The 13,051-nt window shown below is 70.3% G+C and carries 12 protein-coding genes; all 12 read left to right on the top strand.

Annotation, left to right across the window (positions count from 1 at the left end; all coding sequences use genetic code 11):
- The first annotated feature begins 28 nt into the window (after positions 1-28).
- The 12 genes from F1734_RS14850 (at position 29) to F1734_RS14795 (ending at position 13,051) form a co-directional block, all read left to right on the top strand.
- Positions 29-415: a PspA/IM30 family protein gene (locus F1734_RS14850; RefSeq protein WP_010595375.1), complete on the top strand. Its 387-nt coding sequence runs from the start codon at positions 29-31 to the stop codon at positions 413-415.
- Between the two features lie 61 nt (positions 416-476).
- Positions 477-1,550: an N-acetyl-gamma-glutamyl-phosphate reductase gene (argC, locus tag F1734_RS14845; RefSeq protein WP_017681574.1), complete on the top strand. Its 1,074-nt coding sequence runs from the start codon at positions 477-479 to the stop codon at positions 1,548-1,550.
- Positions 1,547-2,803 (top strand): bifunctional glutamate N-acetyltransferase/amino-acid acetyltransferase ArgJ, encoded by a 1,257-nt coding sequence (argJ, locus tag F1734_RS14840; protein ID WP_203010731.1) that lies wholly within the window; start codon positions 1,547-1,549, stop codon positions 2,801-2,803. Before argC ends, argJ begins: the two co-directional genes overlap by 4 nt.
- A complete protein-coding gene (gene argB / locus F1734_RS14835) occupies positions 2,800-3,744 on the top strand; it encodes an acetylglutamate kinase (protein WP_140188637.1) in 945 nt (314 codons plus the stop codon). The genes argJ and argB overlap by 4 nt, the downstream gene beginning before the upstream one ends.
- Entirely contained in the window at positions 3,741-4,928 is a 1,188-nt protein-coding gene (locus F1734_RS14830; protein WP_203010730.1) for an acetylornithine transaminase, read from the top strand. The genes argB and F1734_RS14830 overlap by 4 nt, the downstream gene beginning before the upstream one ends.
- Before the next feature lie 4 nt (positions 4,929-4,932).
- Entirely contained in the window at positions 4,933-5,862 is a 930-nt protein-coding gene (gene argF / locus F1734_RS14825) for an ornithine carbamoyltransferase (protein WP_010595381.1), read from the top strand.
- Entirely contained in the window at positions 5,835-6,380 is a 546-nt protein-coding gene (locus F1734_RS14820) for an arginine repressor (protein WP_172603638.1), read from the top strand. The genes argF and F1734_RS14820 overlap by 28 nt, the downstream gene beginning before the upstream one ends.
- Positions 6,381-6,439: 59 nt before the next feature.
- Entirely contained in the window at positions 6,440-7,639 is a 1,200-nt protein-coding gene (locus F1734_RS14815; protein WP_010595383.1) for an argininosuccinate synthase, read from the top strand.
- A gap of 2 nt (positions 7,640-7,641) precedes the next feature.
- A complete protein-coding gene (gene argH, locus F1734_RS14810; RefSeq protein WP_010595384.1) occupies positions 7,642-9,063 on the top strand; it encodes an argininosuccinate lyase in 1,422 nt (473 codons plus the stop codon).
- A gap of 127 nt (positions 9,064-9,190) precedes the next feature.
- Positions 9,191-12,154 carry an AMP-binding protein gene (locus F1734_RS14805; protein ID WP_203011874.1) on the top strand — a complete coding sequence of 988 codons (2,964 nt, stop codon included), beginning with the start codon at positions 9,191-9,193 and terminating at the stop codon, positions 12,152-12,154.
- 43 nt (positions 12,155-12,197) lie between these two features.
- Positions 12,198-12,431: a Trm112 family protein gene (locus F1734_RS14800; RefSeq protein WP_010595386.1), complete on the top strand. Its 234-nt coding sequence runs from the start codon at positions 12,198-12,200 to the stop codon at positions 12,429-12,431.
- Positions 12,432-12,433: 2 nt separating this feature from the next.
- Positions 12,434-13,051: a DNA-3-methyladenine glycosylase gene (locus tag F1734_RS14795; RefSeq protein ID WP_010595387.1), complete on the top strand. Its 618-nt coding sequence runs from the start codon at positions 12,434-12,436 to the stop codon at positions 13,049-13,051.

Genomic DNA, 13,051 nt, shown 5'->3' with positions numbered 1-13,051 from the left:
GCCACCGCCGCGGACGTAGCCTGGGAGCATGACCACCGATCCGTCCTCACCCGCCCCCGATGCCCCGGACGCGCCCGTGCCGGATGTGACCCCGGCGGAACCGGGTTCGCCGTCGGTGCCGGATGTGACCCCGGCGGAACCGGGTTCCCCGTCGGTGCCGGATGTTCCGCCGTCCCCGGTCGGGCCGGACGTGACACCCGCCGAGGGGAAGGACCCCGGCTACACCTCGGCCGGGGTACCCACGTTCGACGCGGTGCGGGAGAAGATCGAGCGCCGCGCGGGCACCGCGACCGGTGCGGAGGAACTCGCCCGCGAGAGCGCAGCGGGACGCACGCTCGAGGAGCAGTTCGACGAGCGCCGACAGGCCGCCGCCGACAGGCTGCGCGAGATCCGTCGCTCGCTGGCCGAGGGGTGAACCGGGCTCGGTCCGACCCACCCGCATGAATGAAGTTGCATGATGGTGCATAATCAATCGCATGGGTAACTCACCGGAATTCACGGCGACCGCACAGTCACCGATTCGGGTCGCCGTCGCAGGGGCGAGCGGGTACGCGGGGGGCGAGATCCTGCGTCTGCTCCTCGGGCATCCCGCCTACCAGGACGGCCGGCTCGTCGTCGGTGCACTCACCGCCGGTGGCAACGCCGGCGCGAGGCTCCGCGAATTCCATCCCCACCTGCTCCCGCTTGCCGACCGCGTCCTCGACGCCACCGACTCCGAGACCCTGAGCGGCCACGACGTCGTGTTCCTCGGCCTGCCGCACGGCCACTCCGCCGTCATCGCCGAACAGCTGCCCGACACCACCGTCGTCATCGACTGCGGCGCCGACTTCCGCCTGTCCGAGTCCGCCGACTGGGAGCGCTGGTACGGCGGGGAACATGCGGGGACCTGGCCGTACGGGATGCCAGAACTACCCGGCAAGCGCGAGCACCTGATCGGCGCCACCCGGATCGCGGTCCCCGGCTGCTATCCCACCTCGGCCACCCTGGCCCTGGCCCCCGCCGTCGCGGCCGGCATCGTCGAGCCGACAGTCCACGTCGTCGCCGTATCCGGTACCTCCGGCGCCGGCAGGTCCCTCCGAGCCGACCTCCTCGGCTCCGAGGTCATGGGCTCGGTCCGGGCCTACGCCGTCGGCGGAGCACACCGGCACACCCCCGAGATCAAGCAGAACCTCGCCACCCTGACCGACGCCGCAGTGTCCGTCTCCTTCACCCCCGTGCTGGCGCCGATGCCGCGGGGCATCCTCGCCACCTGCACCGCCCCCACCACCGCCACCGCCGACGAGGCCCGGGCCGTGTACGAGAAGGCCTACGCCGACGAGCCGTTCGTGCAGGTACTGCCCGAAGGGACGCTGCCCAGCACCGGCGCGGTACTCGGCTCCAACGCCGTGCAGCTCGCCGTCACCGTCGACCCCGACGCCGGCGTCCTCGTCGTCGTCGCCGCGCTCGACAACCTGACCAAGGGCACCGCCGGCGCGGCGGTGCAGTCCATGAACCTGGCGCTCGGCCTGCCCGAGACCGCCGGCCTGTCCACCGTGGGAGTCGCCCCGTGAGCATCGACAGACAGTCCACCGACGAGCACGTCTACGCCGACGCGGTCGAGATCGCCGGCGGCCGCCTGATCCGCACCCAGGGCGTCACGTCGCCGGCCGGGTTCCGCGCCGCCGGTATCCCCGCCGGCATCAAGGCCTCCGGCAACCCGGACCTCGCGCTGGTCTTCAACGAGGGCCCGGAGCTGACCGCAGCCGGCGTCTTCACCACCAACAAGATCAAGGCCGCGCCCGTGCTGTGGTCGCAGCAGGTCCTGACGTCCGGCGCGCTGCGCGCCGTGATCCTCAATTCCGGCGGCGCCAACGCCTGCACCGGACCGGGCGGCTTCCAGGACACCCACGCCACCGCGGAGAAGGTGGCCGAAACGCTCAGCAACTGGGGCACCGAGACCGGTGCCGGCGAAGTCGCGGTGTGTTCGACCGGCCTCATCGGCGACCGACTGCCGATGGACAAGGTGCTCGCCGGTGTCGCGGAGATCGTCCACGAACTCGCCGGCGGGATCTCCGGCGGCACCGATGCCGCCTACGCCATCATGACCACCGACACCGTGCCCAAACAGGCCGCCCTGCACCACGCCGACAAGTGGAACGTCGGCGGCATGGCCAAGGGCGCAGGCATGCTCGCCCCCGCCCTGGCCACGATGCTGTGCGTGCTCACCACCGACGCGGTGGCCACCGCCGAGCAGCTCGACCGTGCCCTGCGCGCCGCCACCCGGCTCACGTTCGACCGTCTCGACGTCGACGGGTCGACCTCCACCAACGACACCGTGCTGCTGCTCGCGTCCGGAGCCAGCGGCATCGCCCCCAGCCAGGAGCAGCTCGACGCCGCCGTCCTCGCCGTGTGCGACGACCTCGCCGGGCAGATGATGGCCGACGCCGAGGGCGTCACCAAACGGGTCACCATCACCGTCCGCGGCGCCGCCACCGAGCAGGACGCCCTCGTGGGCGCCCGGACCGTCGCACGCGACAACCTCGTCAAGACCGCCCTGTTCGGTTCCGACCCCAACTGGGGGCGTGTGCTCGCCGCCATCGGCATCGCGCCCATCGCGCTCGACCCCGATCGCATCTCCGTCACGTTCAACGGATCCCCGGTGTGCCTCGACGGCGTGGGCGCTCCCGGCGCCCGAGAGGTCGACCTGTCCGGCCCCGACATCGCCCTCGACATCGACCTCGGCGTCGGTGACGCCGAGGTGACCATCCGCACCACCGACCTCTCCCACGGATACGTCGAAGAGAACTCGGCCTACTCGTCATGACCGGAACCGAGACGACCACCGATCCCATCGCGCAGCTCACCGCCCACCAGAAGGCGTACGTCCTCGCCGAGGCGCTGCCGTGGCTGCAGAAATTCCGGGACAAGACCGTCGTGGTCAAGTACGGCGGCAACGCCATGATCGACGACCGGCTCAAGCGCGCCTTCGCCGCCGACATGGCATTCCTGCGCACCGTCGGCGTCCATCCCGTCGTCGTCCACGGCGGCGGACCGCAGATCAACGCCATGCTGAAGCGACTGGGCATGGCAGGGGAGTTCCGCGGTGGTTTCCGCGTCACCACCCCCGAGGTGATGGACGTCGTCCGCATGGTGCTGTTCGGCCAGGTCGGCCGCGAACTCGTCGGCCTGATCAACGCCCACGGCCCGTACGCCGTCGGGATCTCCGGCGAGGACGCCCACCTGTTCACCGCCACCCGCCGCACGGTCGTCGTCGACGGCGAGGACACCGACATCGGTCTCGTCGGCGACGTCACCTCCGTGGACCCCGCCGCCGTCCACGACCTCGTCGCGGCCGGTCGCATCCCCGTCGTCTCCACCATCGCCCCCGACGCCGACGGCGTGGTCCACAACATCAATGCCGACACCGCCGCCGCCGCGCTCGCCGAGGCGCTCGGCGCGGAGAAACTCGTCGTCCTCACCGACGTCGAGGGCCTCTACACCGACTGGCCCGACCGCAGTTCCCTCGCCACCAGCATCGACGCCGACGCCCTGGCCGAGCTGCTGCCGTCCCTCGACGCCGGCATGGTCCCCAAGATGGAAGCCTGCCTGCGAGCCGTCCGCGGTGGCGTGCCCACCGCCCACGTCATCGACGGCCGCCAGCCGCACTCGGTGCTGCTCGAACTCCTCACCGAGGAAGGCATCGGCACGATGGTCACTCCCACCCACCCCCGGGCGACCGCGCCCACCCAGGAAGGCACCCCATGACCGGCACCTCCGAACTCCAGCAGCGCTGGGCCGGGTCGCTGATGAACAACTACGGCGTCCCCAAGGTCGCCCTCGTCGCCGGCGACGGTGCCGTCGTCACCGACGCCGACGGCAAGCAGTACCTCGACCTGCTCGGCGGCATCGCCGTCAACGCCCTCGGCCACCGCCATCCCGCCATCCGCGACGCCGTCACCGCGCAACTCGACACGCTCGGTCACGTGTCCAACCTCTACGCCAGCGGACCCGTCGTCGAACTCGCCGAACACCTCCTCGCGCACTTCGGGCACCCCGGCCGGGCGTTCTTCTGCAACTCCGGCACCGAAGCCAACGAAGCCGCGTTCAAGCTCGCCCGGCTCACCGGACGCCCCAAGATCATCGCCGCGGAGAAGGCCTTCCACGGCCGCACCATGGGGGCCCTGGCCCTCACGGGCCAGCCGGACAAGCGCGCCCCGTTCGAACCCATGCCCCCCGGCGTCGAATTCGTCCCCTACGGCGACGCCGAGGCCCTCGACGCCGCCGTCGACGAGAACACCGCCGCCGTGTTCCTCGAACCGATCATGGGCGAATCCGGCGTGGTCGTGCCCCCCGAGGGCTACCTCGTCCAGGCCCGCCGGATCACCGCAGAACGTGGGGCACTGCTCGTTCTCGACGAGGTGCAGACCGGCATCGCCCGCACCGGGACGTTCTTCGCCCACCAGACCGCCGGAATCGTGCCCGATGTCATGACCCTCGCCAAGGGTCTCGGCGGTGGCCTGCCCATCGGTGCCGTCCTCGCCACCGGTCCGGCCGCCGAGTTCTTCCAGCCCGGCAAGCACGGCACCACCTTCGGCGGCAACCCGGTGTGCGCCGCCGCCGCGCTCGCCGTCCTGCGCACCATCGACGAACAGGACCTGCTCGCCCACGTCGACGCCGTCGGCAAGTCCATCGCCACCGGCATCGAGGCACTCGGCCACCCCCTCGTCGACCACGTCCGCGGCGCCGGCCTGCTGCTCGGCATCGTCCTCACCGACACCCGGGCCCCCGCCGTCGAAGCGGCAGCCCGGGACGCCGGCTATCTCGTCAACGCTGCCGCCCCCGACGTCATCCGCCTCGCCCCACCGCTGATCCTCACCCAGGAACAGGCCGACGGATTCGTCGCGACACTGCCCTGCGTGCTCGACGCCGCCCGGCAGGAAGGAAACTAGACCCATGGTGAAGCACTTCCTGAAGGACGACGACCTCACGCCCGCACAACAGCGCGAGGTTCTCGACCTCGCCGCGGCCCTGAAGAAGGCGCCGTTCTCGGCCCGCCCGCTCGAGGGCCCGCGCGGCGTCGGCGTCATCTTCGAGAAGAACTCGACCCGCACCCGCTTCTCCTTCGAGATGGGAATCGCCCAGCTCGGCGGCCACGCCGTCGTCGTCGACGGCCGCACCACCCAGCTCGGACGGGAAGAAACCCTGCAGGACACCGGCCGCGTCCTGTCCCGCTACGTCGACGCCGTCGTCTGGCGCACCTTCGGCCAGGACCGGCTCCAGGCGATGGCCGAAGGCGCCACCGTGCCCCTCGTCAATGCCCTGTCCGACGAGTACCACCCCTGCCAGGTCCTCGCGGACCTGCTCACCCTGCGCGAGCACAAGGGGGAGCTGCAGGGACTGAAACTGACCTACCTCGGTGACGGCGCCAACAACATGGCGCACTCGCTCATGCTCGGCGGCGTCACCGCCGGCATCGACGTCACGATCGCCGCCCCCGCCGGTTTCGCTCCGGATCCCGCCGTCGTGGCAGCGGCCCGCGCCCGCGCCGCCGACACCGGCGCGCAGATCACCCTCACCGAGGACGCGCGCGCCGCCGCCACCGGTGCCGACGCCCTCGTCACCGACACCTGGACCTCCATGGGCCAGGAGAACGACGGACTCGACCGCGTCGGTCCCTTCCGTCCGTACCAGGTCAACGCCGAGCTGCTCGCGCTCGCCGACCCGAAGGCCGTCGTGCTGCACTGCCTGCCGGCCCACCGCGGTGACGAGGTCACCGACGAGGTCCTCGACGGACCGCAGTCGGTGGTGTGGGACGAGGCCGAAAATCGCCTCCACGCCCAGAAGGCGTTGCTCGTATGGCTGCTCGAGCAGCGCGAACGGTAGCCGTGAGCAGCGTGGCCGAACCGTCGAGCGGCGCCGGCGCCGCCGCGGCCCCGACCCGCGCGGCCCGGCAGGCCCGGATCACCGCGCTCGTCGCCACCCGTGCGATCCGCAGCCAACCGGAACTCGCCGCGCTGCTCGCCGCCGAAGGCATCGAGGTCTCCAACGCCACCCTCTCCCGCGACCTCGAGGAGCTCGGTGCGGTCAAACTCCGCGGCGCCGACGGCGGCCCCGGGGTGTACGTCGTCCCCGAGGACGGGAGCCCCGTCCGAGGCGTCTCCGGAGGCACCGACCGACTCTCCCGCCTCCTCGGCGAACTGCTGGTCTCCACCGACTCGAGCGGCAACATCGCGGTGCTCCGCACCCCACCAGGAGCAGCGCACTATCTGGCCAGCGCACTCGATCGGGCATCATTACCCGAAGTGGTCGGCACCATCGCCGGCGACGACACCATCGCGGTGATCGCGCGTGAGCCCCTCACCGGAGCCGACCTCGCCGCGAAGATCGAATCCCTGGCCTGATCCGATCGCGCACCGAGCACCGATAGACGCACGTTCAATCAAGAAGGAGCACAAACACAATGGCCGATCGCGTCGTACTCGCCTACTCGGGCGGGCTGGACACCTCCGTCGCCATCAGCTGGATCGGCAAGGAGACCGGCAAGGAGGTCGTCGCCGTCGCCATCGATCTCGGCCAGGGCGGCGAGGACATGGAGGTCGTGCGCCAGCGCGCCCTCGACTGCGGCGCGGTCGAATCCGTCGTCGTCGACGCCAAGGACGAGTTCGCGGAGGAGTACTGCCTGCCGACCGTGCAGGCCAATGCCCTCTACATGGACCGTTACCCGCTGGTCTCCGCGATCAGCCGCCCGCTGATCGTCAAGCACATCGTCGAGGCGGCCCGCGAGCACGGCGGCACCGTCGTCTCGCACGGGTGCACCGGCAAGGGCAACGACCAGGTCCGGTTCGAGGTCGGATTCGGCGCCCTCGCCCCCGATCTCGAGGTCATCGCACCCGTCCGCGACTACGCGTGGACCCGTGAGAAGGCCATCGCCTTCGCCGGCGAGCACAACCTGCCGATCAACGTCACCAAGAAGTCCCCGTTCTCGATCGACCAGAACGTGTGGGGCCGGGCCGTCGAGACCGGCTTCCTCGAGGACCTGTGGAACGCCCCCACCAAGGACGTCTACGACTACACCGAGGACCCCAGCCTCAACTGGCAGGCCCCCGACGAGCTGATCATCACCTTCGACAAGGGTGTGCCCACCGCGATCGACGGCCGGTCGGTCACCGTGCTCGAGGCCATCCAGGAACTGAACCGCCGCGCCGGCGCCCAGGGCGTCGGCCGTCTCGACATGGTCGAGGACCGGCTCGTCGGCATCAAGAGCCGCGAAATCTACGAAGCCCCCGGCGCGCTCACCCTCATCCACGCCCACCAGGAACTCGAACACGTCACGCTCGAACGCGAACTGGGACGGTACAAGCGTCGCGTGGAGGAGCGCTGGAGTGAGCTGGTCTACGACGGCCTCTGGTTCTCGCCGCTGAAGTACGCGCTCGACTCGTTCGTCCAGAACACCCAGGAGCACGTCTCCGGCGACATCCGGCTCGTCCTGCACGGCGGCCATATCGCCGTCAACGGTCGCCGCAGCGCCGAATCGCTGTACGACTTCAACCTCGCCACCTACGACGAGGGCGATACCTTCGACCAGTCCAACGCCAAGGGCTTCGTCCAGATCCACGGCCTGTCCTCCAAGGTCGCCGCGAAGCGGGATCTGGGCCTGTAGCGATGACCGCTCACGGCACCAACGAAGGCGCCCTGTGGGGCGGCCGGTTCGCATCCGGACCGGCCGCCGCCATGGCGGCGCTGAGCAAATCCACCCACTTCGACTGGGCACTCGCCCCCTACGACGTCCGAGCTTCCAAGGCACACGCACGGGTGCTGCACAAGGCCGGACTGCTCAGCGATGCCGACCTGACCGCCATGCTCGACGGTCTCGACAGGCTCGCCACCGACGTCGCCTCCGGTGCGTTCACCCCCGCCGAGTCCGACGAGGACGTCCACGGCGCTCTCGAACGTGGGCTCATCGAGCGGGTCGGACCCGAGGTCGGAGGCCGGCTGCGCGCCGGCCGCTCCCGCAACGACCAGGTCGCCACGCTGTTCCGGATGTGGCTGCGCGACGCGGCGCGACGCATCGCCGACGGGGTCCTCGCCGTCGTCGACGCCCTCGCCGACCAGGCCGCCGCCCATCCCACGGCCGTGATGCCGGGCAAGACCCACCTGCAGGCGGCACAGCCGGTACTGCTCGCGCACCACCTGCTCGCTCACGCCCATCCGCTGCTGCGCGACGTACAGCGGCTACGGGACTTCGATGCGCGTGCCGCGGTCTCCCCGTACGGCTCCGGGGCGCTGGCGGGCTCCTCCCTCGGCTTGGACCCCGACGCGATCGCGGCCGAGCTGAACTTCGACTCCGCTGCCGAGAACTCGATCGACGCCACCTCCTCGCGGGATTTCGCCGCCGAGGCCGCGTTCGTGTTCGCAATGATCGCGGTCGACCTCTCCCGCATGGCGGAAGAGGTCATCCTGTGGAGCACGCCGGAGTTCGGCTACATCACCCTCGCCGACGAGTGGTCAACCGGCTCGTCGATCATGCCGCAGAAGAAGAACCCGGACGTCTCCGAACTGACCCGGGGCAAGGCCGGCCGCCTCATCGGCAATCTCACCGGCCTGCTCGCCACGCTCAAGGCCCAGCCGCTGGCGTACAACCGGGACCTGCAGGAGGACAAGGAGCCGGTGTTCGACTCGGTCGCGCAGCTCGAGCTCCTCCTGCCGGCGATCACCGGTCTCGTGTCCACCCTGACCTTCCACACCGATCGCATGGCCGAGCTGGCACCCGCCGGGTTCACCCTCGCCACCGACATCGCCGAGTGGATGGTGCGCCAGGGAGTGCCGTTCCGGATCGCGCACGAAGCGGCCGGCGCCTGCGTGCGGGCGGCGGAGGCGCGGGGAGTCGGACTCGAGGAACTGACCGACGACGAACTGGCCGCCGTCGATGCCGCACTGACCCCGCAGGTACGTGAGGTCCTCACCGTGGAGGGCTCGATCGCCTCGCGCAACGCCCGCGGCGGCACCGCGGGCGTGCGGGTCGGTGAACAGCTCGACGGTGTCCGTGCCGCCGCCCGCGCGCTGCGGGACTGGGTGCGCGGCTGACCGGCCTGCTCGGTGAACGGGGCCATCGGGTCGACGTAATGTGGCAGGCTGTCATTCCTGACAGGGTCGACACACGCAGAACTCGGCGGATGGGAAGAGGTTCGTGGCACTGGGCGGTGGATCGGTGATGGGGCCCCTGCGACGTGTGGTGGCGACCGCGCAGAACGGCCTCGAGGTGATCCGTCACGGCGGCTTGGAAACGGGGGCGACCCCGTCCCCGTTCCAGGTCGTCGAGCGGACCGGCATGTACAGGCTGCGGCATTACTATCCGGAATCCGACGCCGCCGAGACCGGTGCTCCGGTGGTGATGGTTCCCCCGATGATGATGTCGGCGGACGTGTACGACGTCACCCGTGAGACGGGAGCGGTCGGCATCCTGCACTCGATGGGCCTCGACCCCTGGGTGGTCGACTTCGGTTCCCCGGACCGGGAGGAAGGCGGGTGGGACCGCACCCTCACCGATCACATCATCGCCCTCGACGAGATCGTCGATCACGTGCACGACTACACCGGTCGTGACATCCACCTCGCCGGCTACTCGCAGGGCGGGATGTTCTGCTATCAGGCCGCTGCCTACCGCCGCAGTCGGCACGTCGCGAGCCTGATCACCTTCGGCAGCCCGGTGGACACCCTGGCCGCGTTGCCGTTCGGAATCCCGGAGGGCGTCGCGGTCCGGGCTGCCGACTTCCTCGCCGACCACGTCTTCAACCGTCTCGCCATCACCGGTTGGATGGCCAAGACCGGTTTCCAGTTCCTCGATCCTGTCAAGACGGTGCGGTCGCGCATCGAGTTCCTCATGCAACTGCACGACCGGGAAGCCCTCCTGCCGCGCGAACCCCAGCGTCGCTTCCTCGACACCGAGGGGTGGGTGGCCTGGTCCGGTCCCGCGGTGGCCGAACTGCTCCGCCAGTTCATCGTGCACAACCGCATGGTCAGTGGCGGATTCGTCATCAACGACCGTGCTGTGAGCCTGGCCGAGATAACCTGTCCGATCCTCGCGTTCGTCGGCGAGGTGGACGACATCGGCCAGCCCCTTGCGGTGCGCGGCATCCGCAAGGCCGCCCCCCGGGCCCAGGTTTTCGAATATTCGCTACGCGCAGGGCATTTCGGACTCGTCGTGGGTGGCACTGCGGCCCGGCAGACCTGGCCCGCCGTCGGCGAATGGGTGCAGTGGCGCGAAGGGCACGGCGACCGACCGGTCGGCGTCGGCCGGATGGCGATCCCCGAACTCCACGCGGAAGGGGAAACCGGGGTGTCCGTCGCGACCCGGCTCACCCACACCGTCGCCACCATCGCGGAGGTCGGCGTAGAGGTCGGCAAGGGCATCGCCGACCTGGCCTCCGAGACGGTGCGCGGCGCGCGGGAACTGTCGGGGGAAGCGGCCCGCGCCCTGCCACGACTGGCCCGGCTCGGACAGATCCAGCCCCGTACCCGCATCTCCCTTGCCGGTGTCCTCACCGAGCAGTGCCGCAAGGGACCGCACCGCGAGTGCTTCATCTACGAAGACCGCGTCTACACCTTCGCCGAAGTCAATCGCCGGATCGACAACGTGGTGCGCGGACTGGTGCACTCCGGTGTGCGTCCCGCCGCCCACGTCGGCATCCTGATGGACACCCGCCCCAGCGCGATGGCCGCGGTCACGGCCGTCTCCCGGATCGGAGCGGTGTCGGTCCTGCTCCCACCCGGCCCCGACCTCGACGAGGCGATCCGATCGGGTGGTGTCCAGAAGATCATCACCGACCCCGAGAACCTCGATCGGGCGCTCGCCACGGGGATCCCGGCCCTGGTCCTCGGCGGGGGCAGCATTCGCGAACTCGACATCCCGCCCGGTGCAGACGTCGCCGATCTCGAGCACCTCGACATCACCACGATCGAACTCCCCGGCTGGTATGCCCCCGATCCCGGTGTCGCGCGGGAACTTGCCTTTCTCCTGTTCACCGGGAGTGGTGACACCCTGGAGATGCGTCAGATCTCCAACCACCGATGGGCGCTCTCCGCCTTCGGGACCGCCACCGCCGCCGCGCTCGGCCGCGGTGACACGGTCTATTGCCTTGCCCCGCTTTATCATTCGTCCGGTCTGCTGGTCAGCTTCGGCGGCGCACTCGCGGGAGGCTGCCGGATAGCCCTGTCCCACGGTCTCGATCCCGCACGCTTCAGCGAGGAAGTTCACCGTTACGGCGTCACCGTCGTCACCTACACCTGGGCGATGATGAGGGACATCCTCGACAGCCCCGCGCTGCACATCGACGAGATCCATCCCGTCCGCCTCTTCATCGGCTCGGGCATGACCACCGGACTGTGGCGGCGGACCCTCGAACGTTTTGCTCCCGCACAGGTGCTCGAGTTCTATGCCTCCACCGACGGCGAGGTCGTCCTGGCCAACGTCTCGGGTGCCAAGATCGGGTGCAAGGGACGGCCCCTGCCCGGCAGCGCCGAGGCTCGCCTTGCCGCATGGGATCCCACGACCGGGCGCCTGGTGGAGGATCCGCGGGGCTTCGTCCGCGAAAGCGCGGACGGCGAGGTCGGACTCCTGCTCGGGCGGCCCAGTGCCTCCACCGAAGCACTGCCCGGTGTCATGCGAGGTGTGTTCGAAGTCGGTGACGTATGGGTGCCCACCGAGAACCTCTTCCGTCGAGACCAGGACGGTGACTACTGGCTGCTCGACAGCAAGCACAGTGTCATCCGTACCCCGCACGGGCCGGTATACGGGCAGCCGGTGGCGGACGCGCTCGGCAGTATCCCGAAGGTCGATCTCTGCGTCGTCTACGGTGTGCGCACCGCCGGCACCGAAATCGCCGTGGCCGCCTGCACCCTCCGCGAGAACCGCGCGCCGAGCGCCGCGGAGATCACCGCGGCACTCGACGCAGTCCCCGCCTCGGAACGACCCGATCTCGTCCATGTCGTCCCGCACATCGACCTCGGGCCCACATTCCGGCCCGTGTCCGGCGATCTGCCGGCACGAGGCCTGCCGAAGCCGACGGTGCGGTCGTGGTTCGCCGATCCCGATACCGGCACCTACAAGCGGTTCACCAAAGCGGTTGCAGTGAGATTTGCCGGCGTCGGCGCTGGTCCGGCGCCGGGCGCACGGTAGCGTGGGCCCGTCCGGCCCCCACACCACCGTCGAGAGGACAACCGTGGCTGTCGATCCCACGCTGCTGAGCATCCTGGCCTGCCCGCAGGACAAGGGGCCGCTGCTCCTCGTCGACGATTCGGTCCTCTACAACCCGCGGTTGCGCCGGGCGTATCCGATCGAGAACGGCATCCCCGTCCTCCTCGTCGACGAGGCCCGAGACGTGACCGACGCCGAACACGAGGACTATGTCGCGCGCGGGGTGGCCGGTTGGACCGAGGACCCGGTGACGGACTGACCGTGGCGTTCGAGCGGCTCACCGCGGTCGATCCGCTGAAGGCGGCCCACACGATCCTCGGTGCCACGCTGTGTGCGGGCGAGGTGGTGCTGCGGATCACGGAGGTGGAGGCCTACGGGGGCCCCGAGGACGGTCCCTGGCCCGATCCGGCGGCGCATTCCTACCGGGGACGTACGCCTCGGAACGCGGTGATGTTCGGCCCCGCGGGCCATCTCTACGTCTACCGCAGCTACGGGCTGCACCACTGCGCCAACATCTCGGTCGGAGCCGACGGAGTGGCTGCCGCCGTGCTGCTGCGAGGCGCGGAAGTCGTTGCGGGGGAGGAGACCGTCCGTGCCCGGCGAACGGCCGGGACTCCGGCGTCGAACCTCGCCCGCGGACCCGGCAACCTGGCCGAGGCTCTGGGGCTGACGCTCGCGGACAACGGGATCGACGTGCTCGACGAAGGCGCCTCGGTGAGGCTCACCCTGGGGGACGCCGAGCGGGTCGCGGCGGGACCCCGCGTGGGTATCAGCGTCGCGGCCGAGCGGCCGTGGCGGCTGTGGATTCCGGGGGCGGTGGGCGTGTCGGCCTACCGGCGCAGCCCGCGCGCGCCGGCCGCTCCGCGCCGGATGGGATGA

Origin of the sequence: Rhodococcus ruber (genome assembly GCF_016804345.1) — a bacterium.
GTDB classification, from domain to species: Bacteria; Actinomycetota; Actinomycetes; order Mycobacteriales; family Mycobacteriaceae; genus Rhodococcus; species Rhodococcus ruber.
Note: the sequence above shows the minus strand (reverse complement) of the source record. Positions and strands in the feature narration are given on the sequence as shown.

Coding starts and splice junctions, on each gene's coding strand:
- F1734_RS14850 (WP_010595375.1), top strand. CDS start 29: ATGACCACCGATCCGTCCTCACCCGCCCCCGATGCCCCGGACGCGCCC.
- argC (WP_017681574.1), top strand. CDS start 477: ATGGGTAACTCACCGGAATTCACGGCGACCGCACAGTCACCGATTCGG.
- argB (WP_140188637.1), top strand. CDS start 2,800: ATGACCGGAACCGAGACGACCACCGATCCCATCGCGCAGCTCACCGCC.
- F1734_RS14830 (WP_203010730.1), top strand. CDS start 3,741: ATGACCGGCACCTCCGAACTCCAGCAGCGCTGGGCCGGGTCGCTGATG.
- argF (WP_010595381.1), top strand. CDS start 4,933: ATGGTGAAGCACTTCCTGAAGGACGACGACCTCACGCCCGCACAACAG.
- F1734_RS14820 (WP_172603638.1), top strand. CDS start 5,835: ATGGCTGCTCGAGCAGCGCGAACGGTAGCCGTGAGCAGCGTGGCCGAA.
- F1734_RS14815 (WP_010595383.1), top strand. CDS start 6,440: ATGGCCGATCGCGTCGTACTCGCCTACTCGGGCGGGCTGGACACCTCC.
- argH (WP_010595384.1), top strand. CDS start 7,642: ATGACCGCTCACGGCACCAACGAAGGCGCCCTGTGGGGCGGCCGGTTC.
- F1734_RS14805 (WP_203011874.1), top strand. CDS start 9,191: ATGGGGCCCCTGCGACGTGTGGTGGCGACCGCGCAGAACGGCCTCGAG.